Origin of the sequence: Lysobacter capsici (assembly GCF_018732085.1) — a bacterium.
Lineage (GTDB): Bacteria > Pseudomonadota > Gammaproteobacteria > Xanthomonadales > Xanthomonadaceae > Lysobacter > Lysobacter capsici_A.
Genome location: NZ_CP076103.1, coordinates 1,941,778 through 1,955,828, shown reverse-complemented (window position 1 = coordinate 1,955,828; position 14,051 = coordinate 1,941,778). Strand labels below are relative to the sequence as shown.

General features: G+C 64.6%; 19 protein-coding genes and 5 tRNA genes. 14 read left to right on the top strand and 10 right to left on the bottom strand.

The window, feature by feature from the left end; translation table 11 throughout:
* Nucleotides 1–9: 9 nt before the first annotated feature.
* From KME82_RS08065 to KME82_RS08025, 9 genes are all read left to right on the top strand, one after another.
* Complete coding sequence (locus KME82_RS08065; RefSeq protein ID WP_215498050.1) at nucleotides 10–198, top strand: hypothetical protein; 189 nt, start codon at nucleotides 10–12, stop codon at nucleotides 196–198.
* 7 nt (nucleotides 199–205) lie between these two features.
* Nucleotides 206–397 (top strand): hypothetical protein, encoded by a 192-nt coding sequence (locus KME82_RS08060; protein WP_215498049.1) that lies wholly within the window; start codon nucleotides 206–208, stop codon nucleotides 395–397.
* Nucleotides 394–696 carry a hypothetical protein gene (locus KME82_RS08055; protein ID WP_215498048.1) on the top strand — a complete coding sequence of 101 codons (303 nt, stop codon included), beginning with the start codon at nucleotides 394–396 and terminating at the stop codon, nucleotides 694–696. The genes KME82_RS08060 and KME82_RS08055 overlap by 4 nt, the downstream gene beginning before the upstream one ends.
* Entirely contained in the window at nucleotides 693–941 is a 249-nt protein-coding gene (locus KME82_RS08050; protein WP_215498047.1) for a hypothetical protein, read from the top strand. The genes KME82_RS08055 and KME82_RS08050 overlap by 4 nt, the downstream gene beginning before the upstream one ends.
* Nucleotides 942–998: 57 nt before the next feature.
* The gene (locus KME82_RS08045; protein WP_215498046.1) at nucleotides 999–1,301 is read left to right on the top strand and encodes a hypothetical protein; all 303 of its coding nucleotides are present in this window, start codon (nucleotides 999–1,001) and stop codon (nucleotides 1,299–1,301) included.
* A gap of 69 nt (nucleotides 1,302–1,370) precedes the next feature.
* On the top strand, nucleotides 1,371–1,835 hold the full coding sequence (locus KME82_RS08040; protein ID WP_215498045.1) for a hypothetical protein: 465 nt from the start codon (nucleotides 1,371–1,373) through the stop codon (nucleotides 1,833–1,835).
* Complete coding sequence (locus KME82_RS08035; protein ID WP_215498044.1) at nucleotides 1,832–2,227, top strand: hypothetical protein; 396 nt, start codon at nucleotides 1,832–1,834, stop codon at nucleotides 2,225–2,227. Before KME82_RS08040 ends, KME82_RS08035 begins: the two co-directional genes overlap by 4 nt.
* 651 nt (nucleotides 2,228–2,878) lie before the next feature.
* Nucleotides 2,879–3,250 carry a hypothetical protein gene (locus KME82_RS08030; protein ID WP_215498043.1) on the top strand — a complete coding sequence of 124 codons (372 nt, stop codon included), beginning with the start codon at nucleotides 2,879–2,881 and terminating at the stop codon, nucleotides 3,248–3,250.
* A gap of 17 nt (nucleotides 3,251–3,267) precedes the next feature.
* Nucleotides 3,268–4,557, top strand: coding sequence for a tyrosine-type recombinase/integrase (locus tag KME82_RS08025; RefSeq protein ID WP_215498042.1), 1,290 nt, complete (start codon nucleotides 3,268–3,270; stop codon nucleotides 4,555–4,557).
* Nucleotides 4,558–4,584: 27 nt separating this feature from the next.
* On the opposite strand, the gene KME82_RS08020 is transcribed toward KME82_RS08025, so the two are convergent.
* Nucleotides 4,585–4,670: transfer RNA gene (locus tag KME82_RS08020), tRNA-Leu, on the bottom strand.
* Between the two features lie 205 nt (nucleotides 4,671–4,875).
* Here KME82_RS08020 and KME82_RS08015 point away from each other — a divergent pair.
* Together KME82_RS08015 and pip are read left to right on the top strand one after the other, a co-directional pair.
* The gene (locus KME82_RS08015; protein ID WP_215498041.1) at nucleotides 4,876–5,991 is read left to right on the top strand and encodes a serine hydrolase domain-containing protein; all 1,116 of its coding nucleotides are present in this window, start codon (nucleotides 4,876–4,878) and stop codon (nucleotides 5,989–5,991) included.
* Nucleotides 5,992–6,086: 95 nt separating this feature from the next.
* Nucleotides 6,087–7,046 carry a prolyl aminopeptidase gene (pip, locus tag KME82_RS08010; protein ID WP_215498040.1) on the top strand — a complete coding sequence of 320 codons (960 nt, stop codon included), beginning with the start codon at nucleotides 6,087–6,089 and terminating at the stop codon, nucleotides 7,044–7,046.
* 259 nt (nucleotides 7,047–7,305) lie between these two features.
* On the opposite strand, the gene KME82_RS08005 is transcribed toward pip, so the two are convergent.
* Entirely contained in the window at nucleotides 7,306–7,533 is a 228-nt protein-coding gene (locus KME82_RS08005; protein WP_215498039.1) for a hypothetical protein, read from the bottom strand.
* A gap of 972 nt (nucleotides 7,534–8,505) precedes the next feature.
* Between KME82_RS08005 and KME82_RS08000 the strand changes: the two genes are divergently transcribed.
* On the top strand, nucleotides 8,506–8,736 hold the full coding sequence (locus tag KME82_RS08000; RefSeq protein WP_215498038.1) for a hypothetical protein: 231 nt from the start codon (nucleotides 8,506–8,508) through the stop codon (nucleotides 8,734–8,736).
* Nucleotides 8,737–9,070: 334 nt separating this feature from the next.
* Here KME82_RS08000 and KME82_RS07995 read toward each other — a convergent pair whose 3' ends face one another.
* A complete protein-coding gene (locus tag KME82_RS07995) occupies nucleotides 9,071–9,514 on the bottom strand; it encodes an SRPBCC family protein (protein ID WP_215498037.1) in 444 nt (147 codons plus the stop codon).
* A 230-nt stretch (nucleotides 9,515–9,744) separates the two neighbouring features.
* Between KME82_RS07995 and KME82_RS07990 the strand changes: the two genes are divergently transcribed.
* Nucleotides 9,745–10,011, top strand: a complete 267-nt coding sequence (locus KME82_RS07990) for a hypothetical protein (RefSeq protein ID WP_215498036.1) — start codon at nucleotides 9,745–9,747, stop codon at nucleotides 10,009–10,011.
* 161 nt (nucleotides 10,012–10,172) lie between these two features.
* Here the strand turns inward: KME82_RS07990 and KME82_RS07985 are convergent.
* The 4 genes from KME82_RS07985 to KME82_RS07970 all read right to left on the bottom strand — a co-directional run bounded on the left by KME82_RS07985 (nucleotide 10,173) and on the right by KME82_RS07970 (nucleotide 10,633).
* Nucleotides 10,173–10,248 (bottom strand) — tRNA-Lys (locus KME82_RS07985).
* Nucleotides 10,249–10,303: 55 nt separating this feature from the next.
* A tRNA-His gene (locus tag KME82_RS07980) sits at nucleotides 10,304–10,380 on the bottom strand.
* A gap of 58 nt (nucleotides 10,381–10,438) precedes the next feature.
* Nucleotides 10,439–10,515: transfer RNA gene (locus KME82_RS07975), tRNA-Arg, on the bottom strand.
* Nucleotides 10,516–10,556: 41 nt separating this feature from the next.
* Nucleotides 10,557–10,633, bottom strand: a tRNA-Pro gene (locus KME82_RS07970).
* Between the two features lie 225 nt (nucleotides 10,634–10,858).
* Here KME82_RS07970 and KME82_RS07965 point away from each other — a divergent pair.
* Nucleotides 10,859–11,620, top strand: coding sequence for a Bax inhibitor-1/YccA family protein (locus KME82_RS07965; protein ID WP_160309452.1), 762 nt, complete (start codon nucleotides 10,859–10,861; stop codon nucleotides 11,618–11,620).
* Nucleotides 11,621–11,817: 197 nt separating this feature from the next.
* Here the strand turns inward: KME82_RS07965 and rsfS are convergent, their stop codons facing one another.
* Genes rsfS through holA form a run of 3 tightly spaced genes read right to left on the bottom strand, consistent with a single transcriptional unit; the run spans nucleotide 11,818 to nucleotide 14,030 of the window.
* Complete coding sequence (gene rsfS / locus KME82_RS07960; protein WP_036109887.1) at nucleotides 11,818–12,252, bottom strand: ribosome silencing factor; 435 nt, start codon at nucleotides 12,250–12,252, stop codon at nucleotides 11,818–11,820.
* A gap of 52 nt (nucleotides 12,253–12,304) precedes the next feature.
* Nucleotides 12,305–12,958 carry a nicotinate-nucleotide adenylyltransferase gene (nadD, locus tag KME82_RS07955; protein ID WP_215498035.1) on the bottom strand — a complete coding sequence of 218 codons (654 nt, stop codon included), beginning with the start codon at nucleotides 12,956–12,958 and terminating at the stop codon, nucleotides 12,305–12,307.
* Nucleotides 12,959–12,983: 25 nt separating this feature from the next.
* Nucleotides 12,984–14,030: a DNA polymerase III subunit delta gene (holA, locus tag KME82_RS07950; protein WP_215498034.1), complete on the bottom strand. Its 1,047-nt coding sequence runs from the start codon at nucleotides 14,028–14,030 to the stop codon at nucleotides 12,984–12,986.
* Nucleotides 14,031–14,051: the final 21 nt, after the last annotated feature.

Here is a 14,051-nt window from a genome sequence, read left to right as displayed (position 1 = left end):
GGCCACGCCATGAGCGCATTCAGCAACAAGGAACGCGACGCGATCCTGGCCGGCTTACGGCTCCTGCAATTCTCCCTCGACGCCGGCACCGTGACACCGAACGACGGCGACGTGGGCGACATCCTCACGTGCAGCGGCGAGCACGCCGGCATGACAGCCGAAGAGATCGATCTTTTCTGCGAAGAATTCAACTACTGAGGTCCGCATGGTCATCACCTACGTCACTCGTTGCGCGGGCACCGGCCTGCGCTTCCGCAATCGCGCCGCACACGTCGCCAGCGTGACGGACGAACCCTATCCGCCCGGCGGCACCCTGCGCGTCATCCGCGATGCACAGGGGCGCGTGTTAGGCGGCCCGCTGGTGTCTGAAATTGAAAGCTGGGAGATCGAAGTATGAAGCCTGACCAACTGCGTATCGAACCGCTGGCCGCGACGCACGGCGCCGACATGGCCCTCTGCACCGACGCAGGGGTCATCGCCATCATCCAACACGACCCCGACATTCAGACGGTTGACGACCCGGACTTCGATTCGGTCGTCTGGACCGCACAAGATCACGCCAACGCGCAGCGCCTCGTTGACGGCTGGAACGCAATTGCTCAGGTGCGCGCATACGACGAAGCCATCAACGCGGCTGAGCGCGTTCCCACCGCCGACGACTACAACGAAATCCTGAGCATCCTGGGGGTTGCATGAAGCGCAACCTCGAAGGCTGGAGCAAGCCGTACTTTGGCGTGCAGCACTTCGGAGCCGGCGGGTCGAACTCGTTTTGGGCCACGGTCCACGACTACAGCCGATTTGCGATCTCTCTCGTGTGGACGCCCGGCTGCGGGTTCTCGCCTATCGAGACGCAACACGACAACGCAGACGAAGCACGCAAGCACGCTGAGTCGCAGCTCTTCGTGCTGACCCGGGGACAGACGGGCGCAGACCATCGCTGAACCGTTAACCCGACGGGCGGCTCACGCGCTGAGATTCAGGCGCCGTAGCCTTCCCGCATGGAAGTCCCCGACCGCGAACACACGATCCTCGCCGCGCCCTACTCCTGGCTCGACGCCCGGGCCTTGACTGGATCGGTCGTGCTCCGCTTCAACTGCTCAGCGGTCGCCGTACTCCGCCCCGACGAGCACGGCGTGGGCATCATGATCCACACCAGCAAACACCACACGCTGTACGCCCGCGACCGCAACGTCCGCCGGGCCTGCTACGGCGTCGAGCGGTGGATTGACGCGTTCTACGGCACCGCCGACGAGAGAGCTAAGCGAAGCGCTGAGCGCCGAGCTGCACGCGCTCCGAAGTAGCAACCACACAACCCGAGTTCACACCCGAGGCGACCGCGAGGTCGCCTTTTTCATTTCTGGAGATGACCGATGAACACCGAAAGACTCACCACCCTCGCCCAGTGGCTCGAAGCCGGCGCGAAGCACGAGAAGATCACGTTCGACATCACGCGCGGCATCCTGGTCAAGAACATCGACGAGTTCGACCCGTCGAAGCCGACCGAGTGTCAAACCACGTGCTGCATCGCAGGTGCGTGCGTGCAGTTCTATGGCGACATGAGCGATCTCGTCGAGGAAGCCGATGATCGGACGTATCGCAACGGCAACACGCCGGTTCCGGCCGAACTGACCTGGCGCGATGTGCGCGATCAGGCCGCACAACTGCTCGGATTGTCCGACTCGACCGCGATGCGACTGTTCAGCCCGGAGCTGTTCTTCGGTGGCGACCTCAAGGACTACAACGATCCGGCCTGGGCCGCTCGCACCATCCGCCACTTGATCGCCACCGGCGAATCCGACTGGACTGCGACTCGCGCACAGGCGGTGATCGCATGAACGCCTTCCGCGAGTTCTCCGACGCGATCCGCGCGCTCGATCAGCAGGGCTGCACCTGCCTCAGCTTGGTTCCGCAGACTGGGTGCTCTTCCTGCCACGGGCAAGTCGCCCTGTTCGACTTCGGTCCGCGCAGCGCTCTCTCGCGACGCTGGGCGATCCGCTACGAGGGCGCCAACGGCGCCGCCGAGTACGGCCCGGACTGCAAGTCGCCGTTCTGTGCGGTGCTCACCGTGCTTCCGTGGGAAGGCCGGCAGGTGACCGCGCTGATGCTCGACGGTCGCGCGTTCAAGCTGACGCCAATGTCGGGCGCGCAGCTGTGCCTGCGGCTCCGAGAGAAAGCGCAGGCCGCGCTGGAAGCGTTCGAAGCGGCCAGCTCACCTGCTGAGACGTGACCGGCTGAGAGTGCAGAAAGAGCGCCTATCCATCTCACAGCCCTGCGAGCCACGCGGGGCTTATGTCTTACACAGGGAGACTCCCAAGTGGTCACATTGATTGCCGATCAGTACGGCCGCCCGCTGCTCTACCAGGACAGCACCGGGCATCTCTTCGATCCCTTCGACGACACGGATTCGTGGACGTGAAGGGGTTCCTGGAAACCACATTCATCCGCCTCGGACAGGCGATCTTCCTCGCGATGCTAATCGGGGGAGTGGCACTGCTATGCGGTGGTTGGGTCGCACTCATTTGGAGCGCCTAGAACCCGTGGTGGCGAGAACCGACGGCATGTTGCGCAAGACCTGGGGCACAGTGAATTGCATGGCAGGTTGAACACAGATTCGTGCCATTTCTCCCCACCCCGTAGCGCAACTTGGCCCACATTAGAGACGTAGGAATCGGCAGTGTTATACATCCCTTTTTTCAGAGTCACCCTGCACTTCTGCCGCCCTACGCCCTGGCAAAAAGGGTTCTGGCGGGACCGTATCGATAACAGAAGAACTGTGATCGGTCTCGGTATTGCAATTGTCTCAATTGAGGGACATATTTCACATATTGGCTGAATCCAGTGTGGGTTCGGCTGTCCCACATCCACGGATTCCTACGCCATGACCCAGCTCACTTCGGATGAACTGCTGCGGGTGCTGCACACCGCCTTAGAAACGTTCCGGGAAGAAGTAGACGGCGACATCATCGCCCACAAGATTCTTACCCTCGTTGCTACCGCGCGTAACCCTGGCCTACAGCAGATCGACGTAGCGCAGCACGTAAAGGGCCTCACAACTTCCAGCATCTCTCGCAACGTAATGGATTGGAGCGAGCTGGATAAGAATCGAAAGCCGGGAAAGGACTTCATACAACAGCGGCCTGATCCCGAATACCGTCGCCGCAATCTGCTGTACGTCACCCCGAAGGGCTCGCAGTTCATCGAGCGCCTCACCACCCAAGTCAATAAGGCCCTGGAACCGAAGGGCCGTTAAACCCTGAGGAATCCAATATGCCCCTGCGTCTCAAGGGCGAGCGCCCGAGTGCGGGCGAAGCTGACCGCCGCGTCTACATGATCGACGTGCAGTCCGGCCATCGCCGCGAGCGGCTCTCATCCGGCACGCGAGATAAAGCACTGGCTCTACGCCGCGAGCAAATAGTCCTAGATGCGATCCAGGCCGACCCGTCGGTCACTAAGCAAGAACTAAAGGCGTTGATCCGCGGCACCGCCTACACCACCATCTCAGCCCTTCGCCGCGCGAACGAAACAGCCTGGAACTTCAAGCAGGCGTGCGACCTAACCCTCGCGGATCGCAAGGGACACGGTAAGTCGAAGGGCTGGGCACTGGCGACCTCGCGCGAAACCTACGCGACGAACTGCCGAATGCTCCAGAAGATTCTCGGCCAGTCCAAGCCGGTCGCCTCGATCGACCAGGAAACCGTTGATGAGCTGGTCGAGACGCTCGCAGACAGCGAGAACAGCCCCGCCACGATCAACCGGAAGCTCTTCTGCCTGCTCGCCGTCTTGCGTTTCGCAAAGCGCGCTGGGCAGTACCACCGCGACATCCCGCACTATCGGCAGACCTCGGAAGCGGACAGCGCGCGCTTGTTCACACTCACATCGTCCGAGGAAGCCGAGATATTCAGTGCCTTCCTCAAGCTCGACGAGCGCCCCGAAGGCCCGGCCGGCGGGCACCCGATCGTGCGCGATGCCGCGGACTACCACGATGTCCTCGTGTTCCTCGCGGACATCGGCTGTCGGCACGCTCAGGCGTACAAGGTCACCTGGCGGGATGTGGTCGAGATCGAGGCCGGTGTCGCCGGTGCGCCCAACATGATCGGAATCCGGTTCTGGCGCGCAGGAGAGCAAAAGGGCGGTCGGACACGCACCACTCCGGCTACCGACCGGGTGCGCAGGCTGCTGGACCGCAGGCGCGCTCTCGGGGGACGTGGCCCATTTATGGGATTGAACAAACGGCGCGCTCAGGCCCTCTGGAGCCTGGCGAAAAAGGAAACCTCTCTCGCGAACGAGCCGGAGTGCGTCATCCACTGCCTGCGGCACACCTGCGCCACGCGCCTGCTCAACAAGACCGGAAACCTCAAGTTGGTCCAGGAGTGGCTCGGCCACACGAAGATCGAGACCACCGGCAACATCTACGCAAAGGCGTTGATCTCGACCAAGGTCGAAGCCCTCAGCGCACTCCAGGGTTACACGGCGGGAACGTCACCGATTGCGGAAACGCAATCAATCCAAGACCACAACCCATCCCACATCCGGGACATCTCGAAAACAACTCATTGATCCCGCTAGGGTTTTCAATGATTTGCGTGGTGCGAAAGGCGGGACTCGAACCCGCACGGGGGTTACCCGCTGGAACCTAAATCCAGTGCGTCTACCAATTCCGCCACTTTCGCGCAGCGCCGGCATCGAAACGAAGCGGCCGGCGCATTCTAGCCGCCATGCGGGGAAAAATCGCCTGCGGGCGAATGGGCTGCGGCGGCACAGGCGATGCAAGACCGACTGCAACCCTGCCCGCCCCGACTGCATCGGATGCTTCTCTGCGACAGGGCGTTGCGGGAACATGCGCGCGCCCCCTTCCGCGCCTGCAAGGACCGCCTCATGAATGTGTTGAACGCCGCTGTATTCGTCGCGATCGGCTTGGGCTTGGGCCTGGGCGCCGCCCCGCCCGCCCGCGCCGACGAACCCGCTGCGCCGCCGGCCTTGGCCAAGCGTTTCGACAGCGAACTGCCCGCGCTGCTGAAAAAAACCGGCGTCCCCAGTGTTTCCTTCGCCCGCATCGAAAACGGCCGCCTCGCCTTCGTCGCGACCTACGGCGAGCAGAGCCCCGGCGTGGCCGCCACCCACGACACGCTCTACAACATCGCCTCGATGACCAAGCCGGTCGCGGCCGAGGTCGTGCTGCAACTGGCTTCCGACGGCGTCGTGTCGCTGGATGAGTCGATGGCTCCGACCTGGGTCGACCCGGACCTGGCCGGCGACGAACGCAGCAAGCAACTGACGCCGCGGCTGGCGCTGAGCCATCGCACCGGCCTGCCGAACTGGCGTTACCAGACCGACGGCACGCTGCGCTTGCTGCACGCGCCCGGCGAAAGCGTCGGTTACTCGGGCGAGGGTTACCAATACGTCGCTCGCTTCGCCGAGAAGAAGACCGGCAAACCGTTCGATGCGTTGATGCGCGAACGCCTGTTCCAGCCGCTGGGCATGACCCGCACCACGTTCCGCGACGAGGCGCGCCTGCGCGGCGCGTATGCGATGCCGACCGACAAGGCCGGCAAGACCCTACCGGCCGATTTCGCCAGCACCGACTGGAATGCGGCCGACGACCTGTACACCACGCCCAGCGACTACGCGCGCTTCATGCTCGACGTCATTCGCGGCGACCACCTCAGCGCCGACATCGCCGCGCAACGCCGCCAGGTCCAGGCCGACACTCGCGCCAACACCTGCGCCGGCGCCAAGGCCGTGCATTGCCCCGACGCGGTGGGCTTCGGCCTGGGCTGGGAAGTGCTGCGCTTCGGCGAACGCACCGTGCTCATGCACACCGGCATGGACAAGGGCGAATTCACCCTGGGCTATATCGATCTGGCCGATCGCAGCGGCACGGTGATCTTCACCAACAGCGCGGTCGGCTATCAAACCGTTCTGCCGATCCTCGACATGATCGGCAAGGAATCCGAGTTCGTCGCCTACCTGCGCACCCAGGCCGGGCAATGAAACCGTCCGCGCGGCATCGCCAGGACGGTTGAGCCGGGCAAAGACGCCAAGGCCGCGCGCGGCTATGCTCGGGAAAACCCAACGGAACCACCGCCGTGCGCGAGCTTTACCCCGAGATCGAGCCGTACCGCACTCACCGCCTGGCCGTCAGCGATCTGCACGAACTGCATATCGAAGAATGCGGCAACCCCGACGGCCTGCCGGTCGTGTTCCTGCACGGCGGGCCGGGCGCGGGCGTATCGCCGTATCACCGTCGTTTTTTCGATCCCAAGCGCTATCGGATCGTCCTGTTCGATCAGCGCGGCGCGGGCAAGTCGACGCCGCATGCCGAATTGCGCGACAACACGACCCAGCACCTGGTCGCCGATATCGAAACCATTCGCGAGCACTTCGGCATCGAGCGCTGGGTGGTGTTCGGCGGCTCGTGGGGCTCCACCCTCGCCCTCGCCTACGCCCAGGCGCATCCCGAACGCGTGCTCGGCCTGGTGCTGCGCGGCATTTTCCTGGGACGGCCGGGCGAACTGCGCTGGTTCCAGGAACTCGACGGCGGCGCGCGCTGGATTTTCCCCGAACGCTGGGCGCATTACCTCGCCCACATCCCCGAAGCCGAGCACGACAATCTGACCGAAGCCTATTGGCGCCGGCTCGACAGCGACGACCCGGCGGTGCGCCTGGCCGCGGCGAAAGCATGGGGCTACTGGGAAGGCGGCAGCACGACCTTGATCCACGACCCGGACGAAGCGGGCAATTTCGAAGAACCGCGCGTGGCGATCAGCGTCGCGCGCGCCGAGGCGCATTACTTCCGCCACCAGGTGTTCCTGCAGCCCGATCAGCTGCTGCGCGACGTCGATCGCATCCGCCAGATACCGGCGACGATCGTGCAAGGCCGCTACGACATCATCTGCCCGGCGAGGAGCGCGATCGACCTCGCCGCGGCGTGGCCGGAAGCCGAACTCAAGATCGTCCTGGCCGGACACAGCGCAGCGGACCCGGCGATCGTGGATGCGCTGGTGACGGCGACCGATGCGCTCGCCGATCGCTTCGCCGCGGCGTGACAGAAAACGGCGATCGACGCAGGCCGGGTCGAACCGCGATACGAATATCTGCGTGATGGCCGACCGCGTCGCGATCCAGTGAATCGAGGCACCGCGCCGCTCGACCCGGCGCCCGGCTCGATCAGGGCGAAACGTTTCGCCGCTTGCGGGTAAAGGTTCGGCTGCTCGGACCGTTCGGCTGCTTGCGCGCAAGAAAAAGGCCCGGCATCTCTGCCGGGCCTTTCGATTCATGAGGCCGCAACGGCCTGCACGATCTCGATCAGAAGACGCAGTGTCCGCCGCCGACCGGGCAGGCCTTGACGAACACCCACTTGTGGTTGCTGCAGGTGTAGTAGTTCCGCCATCCGCCACTCACGATCGTCGTCGTGGCGCCGTTGGGATTGCAGTACTGGCCGCCCACCTGCGCACTCGCGGTGCCGCCGATGCCGGCCATCAGGCCCGCGGCGAAGACCACGGCCGCCACTTTCTTCATCATCGTCCGATTCATTCGTTGCTCCCTATGCATAACATGATGTCGCTGGAACGATTCGCCGGCGTTCGCGGATGCGTGCAGAAAACCTGCAACCGCGAACGGCGGCACGGACAGCCAGCGATTCTGTCCGTTATCGGGCACCGGTGCTGTCGTGGGGGCGACGAATGGAATCGGCGGAGTTCAGACCTGGATACGCGTCGACAGGGATAGCGTATTTTCCGTCTCGCGTGCGACGTTCCAGCATCCATATCACGTCGAAAACGTGATGTGGATTGGCACTTTTTATCCACAATGGCACCGAGCCCACATCCGTCGGCCCTCGCCTGTGCGACAGCCGCAGGCTCGAAAGCCATCGGTGTCCGCGGTGATCGTGGATGCGCTTGCCTGTGCGGCGGATGGATTGACGCACCGGCTTTGACCGCTGCGACCTGCCGCGTAGCGGGGTCGTCGCCGGGTCGCCGTCACGAGCAAGAACGAATCCGCGGCAAACGTTACGCCAGGGACGGGGCGCCACACTCGCTATCTGGGCGTGTGCTTGCGCGCAGCAACACGCAAAACAAAAAGTCGCCGCAGCACGCCATGTGCTTTTCCTTTTCGACGCCAGCCATCGCATGTTTGCGGCGATGCGACGGCGCATGCGTTTATCGAGCGAACGTAAAGCGCGAAGAATGTGCATGCGCACAAATAGGTTCGAGCAAGCATGAAGTCGATCAGCTTGCAGACGAAAAGTGTCGATGAACATCACGCTTCCGCCATGACGTGCGCGCGCCAACGAAAGACAACGGGCGAAAAATACGTTATCCATGATTCGTCACGTGTCCAGGCTCGAGTTTCCCGATTGCATTGCTCGCGCGAAACGCGATCCCCGACAACGGACAGAAGCGCTGGCTGCCCGTGCCGGCATGCGCGGACGCGAGTTGCATGCCGCATGTCCGACGAATGTCCGCGAATCAATCCAGCGACATTGTTAAGCACATGGAGCAAGTGATGAATTCGACGATGATGAAGAAAACGGCGGCCGCGGTGTTCGCGGCGGGGCTGATGATCGGCGCCGGCGGTAGCGCAAGCGCGCAGGTGGCGGGGCAATCGTGCAGCCCCAACGGCGCCACGACGACCGTCGTGCAGAACGGACGGCGGAACTACTACACCTGCACCAATCGCAAATGGGTGTTCGTCAAGTCGTGCCCGATCGGCGGCGGGCCCTGCTACACCCCCTGATCGCCCGGGCGCTCAGCCTGCGCCGTGGCGATGGCACGTCGCCGGAAAAATTACGGCCCGCTGAAGGGAGAAGGCCCGGCGGACATGCCGGGCCTTCTTCGTCAACGCTGTAGCTGGCGATCCGACGCGGTGAGCGAACGGCGAGCCGCATCGCAACGCGTGCGAGCCCGATCGGGTTGCGGCATCGGATGCATCGATGTCGTGATTGCACTCGCGATCGCGCGCTGCTCGATCATCACTGCGACAAGTTCGTTGCAGGTCGATCAAGCGCCTTGCGATTGGATACGCGATCCAGGACCCGAATCCGGGCCGCGCGACACACGGTCGGCGAGCATCAATCCGGAATCGTGGGCTCGACCAGGCGCTCCAGCAGCGTCAGCGATTCCTGCCAGCCCAGATAGCACTGCTCGACGGGAATCACGTCGGGAATGCCTTCCTGCACCACCTGCACTTCGGTGCCGCACGAGACCGCGCGCAGGGTGATCGTGGTGACCATCGTGCCCGGCAGATTGGGATCGTCGAAGCGGTCATCGTGAACGATGCGTTCGTTCGGCACCAGTTCCAGGTAGGTGCCGCCGAAGCTGTGGCCGTTGCCGGTCGAAAGATTGGTGAACGTCATCCGATACCTTCCGCCGACCCGCGCTTCGAGCTCATGCACGGTGCAGGTGAAGCCGTCCGGCGGCAGCCATTTGGACAACGCGGCGGCATCGAGGAAGGCGCGGTAGACGCGCTCGGGCGGGGCGGTAAAGACGCGGTGCAGACGGACGGTACCGGACATGGGTGATCTCCTTGGCGAGGTGAAGCCCTCACTGAGTCCGACGAACCAGCAGGGCGCGAATCGACATGGGGTTCTTACCCGCCCGCAGGTTTGCGCGGCGTGGTGATGCGCGGCTCCGCCGGCCGGGCGTCTTCCGCCTCGGCGCGGGAGCCGTAAACTGAAGGGAACCTGCAGCATCTTTCAGGCCCGCCCTGTCACGGCGCCTTCCCATCACGGCAATTGGAGTTTCCATGTCCGGCAACGACCGCAACGCCCCATCGGCCCATGAGATCAATCTCATGGACAAGATTTTCGCCACGCTGGCGGCCCACGACGTCTTGCTCAAGGCCATGATCCGGACCGCCGACACCGACTATCGTCGACGCATCGCCGGCGAATACACGGCCGTGGCGGACAGCATGCGCGCGGCATTCACCGAGGGCGGAAAAGCGCCCGCAGGCTTCATCGCGCAATACGACCGGCTGATCGCGCTCGCGAAGGAGCAGGTGTTCGACTGAGCGATTCCCGGACAGGGGCCGGCTGGAATGCGGCCCCCTGTCATGCACGGCGCGTAGCAAGCGCCGGCAAGAGCCTGCAAATACAGCAAGAACGTTCAGGCGGATAAAATACCGGGCAAAGAAAAAGGGACTTGGCGTTGCGGCCAAGTCCCTTTCTTGTTTGGTGGGCTGTCAAGGATTCGAACCTTGGACCTATTGATTAAGAGTCAACTGCTCTACCAACTGAGCTAACAGCCCGATAAAACCGGAGCGACACTATAACCGAACTACGCTGTGCCGCACAACTAAAATTTGGGGTGGAAGACGGGATTTGAACCCGCGACCCCCGGAATCACAATCCGGTGCTCTAACCAACTGAGCTACATCCACCATATGCATCTACTACGGTACATCTTAAAGCGAAACTGCATCTTAAAGCGTCAGGACGTGGCGCGCCCGGCAGGAATCGAACCTGCAACCACCGGCTTAGAAGGCCGGTGCTCTATCCGGTTGAGCTACGGGCGCCAGTCGGAGAATCTTAACTGACGCTCGGCCTGTTCGACGGATGGTCGGGGCAGAGGGATTCGAACCCACGACATCCAGCTCCCAAAGCTGGCGCTCTACCAGGCTGAGCTATACCCCGAAGCCGGGACTCCCGCGGCACGCCAACCCCGCGAAAGGCCGCATAGTGTGGTGGGCGCTTTCGCTGCTGTCAATGAGGTCGAGGCGATCGATTGGGCTGGCTTCGCGCGCCGGCCGATTGGGCCAAGGCGCGGCGCCGCTTGCGCCGTGTATGCTTCGACCCCAAGTACATATTCATTCTCAAGTATCGCGGCCTGTGCGCGGTACGTTTTCAAGGAGCAAGACCATGATCCGCAGCGGCAATCCCGCATTGAAGGAATCGACTTTCCTCGACCTGGGCAGCGGCGCGGTCGTGCGCGGCGGCGATCAGGTGATGACCCTGAACGGCACGGTCAACAAGACCGGTTTCCTGCTGCTGCTGACCGTGCTCACCGCGGCCTTCGCCTGGAGCCAGGTGCAGATCACCGAGCAAGGCGTGATCGGCGCCGGCCCGTACATCTGGGGCGGCGCGATCGGCGGCCTGGTCCTGGCCCTGGTCACCACCTTCAAGAAGACCTGGTCGCCGGTGACGGCGCCGCTGTACGCGCTGGTCGAGGGCTTCTTCCTCGGCGCGATCTCCTCGATGTTCGAGGCGCGATTCCCGGGCATCGTGATCCAGGCGGTGATGCTGACCTTCGGCACCCTGTTCGCGCTGCTGTTCGCCTACCGTTCGGGCCTGATCAAGGCGACCGAGAACTTCAAGCTCGGCGTGGTCGCGGCGACCGGCGGCATCGCCCTGCTCTACCTAGTCAGCTTCGCGCTGAGCTTCTTCAACATCCAGGTGCCGTATATCCACCAGTCGGGGATCATCGGGATCGGTTTCAGTCTGTTTGTGGTCGTGATCGCTGCGCTTAACTTGGTGCTGGATTTCGATTTCATCGAGACCGGCGTCGAACAGGGCGCGCCGAAGTACATGGAGTGGTACGGCGCATTCGGGCTGATGGTCACGCTGGTGTGGCTGTATATCGAGTTCCTGCGCTTGCTGTCGAAGATTCAGTCGCGTAACTGATTCGGATTGGTTTGCGGTTGACGAGAAAGGGCGCCTTGGGCGCCCTTTTTCTTTGTCTGGCGATCGTGCGGCCCCTCACCCCAACCCCTCTCCCGCTTGCGGGAGAGGGGCTTAATCGACGGGGCGGAAACGACGACGGCGCCCTTGGGCGCCGTCGTTGTTCGTTTCGAAGCTTTCCGCCCAGAGGCGGTCCGCTATCAGAAGCGGTCTTCGTCGTCGGTCTCGAACTTGCCTTCGTAGCCTTCCGGCGGCGGCGGCTGGTCGCCGACCGTCCACAAGCGCTCGAGCGCGTAGAACTCGCGCACGCGCGGCAGCATGACGTGGACGACGACGTCGCCGAGGTCGACCAGCACCCATTCGGCTTCGCGCTCGCCTTCCACGCCCAGCGGCATGACGTCGAGGTTCTTGGCGAACTTGACCACTTCGTCGGCGATCGACTTGACGTGGCGGGTGGAGGTGCCGGACGCGACGATCATGTAGTCGGTAACGCTGCTCTTGCCGCGTACGTCGATCTCGACGACATCCTTGGCCTTGAGTTCTTCGACCGCGGCGTGGACCGTCTTGAGGATCAGCTCGGTCGGCGGCGGCGGGTTCGGCAACTGGGTCTTGATGACTTGGGCTTGGCTGGTCAAGAGAATGCGGCTCTACGTTATCGGGAATGTGTGCCGGGATTATACCGGAGGCCTATACCGGCGCGCCGCGCACGGCCGGAACGCCGTACAGGCCGTGGCGTTCGATGTAGGCGGCCACCGGCGCCGGGACATACTGGCGCCAGGCTTGTCCGGCGGCGATCAGCGAGCGCACCTGGCTGGCCGATTCGGCGTGCAGGGGCTGGTGCAGGCGATACACCCGGCCGGCCGGGGCGGTGCGCAGGGCCTCGACCTCGGCCGTCTCACGCCCAGCTGCGAATTCGATGCGGGCCGGATCGAGCGGGCTGCCCGGGCGCTCGGCGACGACGAAATGGGCCAGGTCGAACAGCGCCTGCCATTCGCGCCACTGCGGCAGGTCGAGAAAGCTGTCGGCGCCGACCAGCAAGGCCAGCGGTTGCTCCGGGCCGACCTCGGCGCGGACCTCGCGCAGGGTCTCGACCGTGTAGGAGCGCCCCTCGCGGCGCAGCTCGCGCCGGTCGACGACCAGGTCGCGTTCGCCGGCCACGGCCAGATCGAGCATGCGCGCGCGGTGCTCGGCGCTGGCGCCGGGCGGTGCGCGGTGCGGCGGGTCGGCGGCCGGCATCAGCCGCACCCGCGCGCGCAGGGCGTCGCGGGCGGCGCAGGCGATCGCCAGGTGGCCGTCGTGGATCGGATCGAAGGTGCCGCCGTAGAAGACGAGCAGGCTCATGCGCCGGTTCCGTCCGAAACCCGGCTCAACCGGCCGAAACGCTGAGCAGGCGCAGCGCGCGCGGCTCGGCGACCGCCAGCAGCAGGCGTTCCAGCGCGACCCAGGCGTCGCCGGCCTCGCGGCCCTTGGCCATGCGGTCGACCCGGCCGGCCTGGGCCAGCAGCAGCTCCCAGCGCCGCGCGTCGTGACGCTGCAGGGCGCGGCGGTACATCGGCTGCTTCGAATCCCAGATCCGCTGCGCCTTGAATTCCGAAGCGATATTGCCGCCGCGCGCGCTGACCCGCGCCAGCGCGGCGGTGCGCTGCAATTCCATCACCACCATGCCGAGCAGGGCCGGCACCGCCTCGCCCTCGGCGCGCAGGCCGGCGAGCATGCGCGAGACCTGCGCGCCTTGCCCGTTCATGGCCGCGTCGAGCACGCGGAACACGTCGAAGCGCGCGGCGTCGGCGACCAGCGCCTGCATGCGTTCGAGGTCCAGGGTTTCGCCGTCGGACAGCAGGGCGAGCTTGTCGACTTCCTGCGCGGCGGCGAGCAGGTTGCCTTCGACCCGGTCGGCCAGGCTCTGCACCGCGTCGCGATCGGCGCGCAGGCCGCGCGCGCGCAGGCGGCGTTCGATCCAGTCGGGCAGTTCGTGCGGCTTGATCGCCCAGGCGACCGCGATGTGGCCGATCCGGCCGACCGCTTCGCTCCACTTGCCGCCGTGCTGCTTGCTCCAGTCGCCGGCGGTGATCAGCAGGCTGACGTCGTGCGGCGGGTCGGCGCAGAAATCGCTGATGACCTCGGCGCCTTCCTTGCCCGGCTTGCCGCTGGGCAGGCGCAGTTCCAGCAGGCGCCGGCTGGCGAACAGGCTGGGCGCGCGGAACGAGGCCGACATCGCGTTCCAGTCGGGTTCGCGCTGGTTGCCTTCGGCTTCGAAGATTTCGCGTTCGGCGATGCCCTGCTTGCGCGCGCTGGCGCGCACCGCGTCGGCGGCCTCGAGCACGCGCAGCGGCTCGGGACCGGCGATCAGATAGACCGGCCGCAGCGCTTCGTTGTCGAGTTGACCGAGCAGGCGCTCGGGGGTCAGTTCCATCGCGGACGGCGGCGGCGCGGG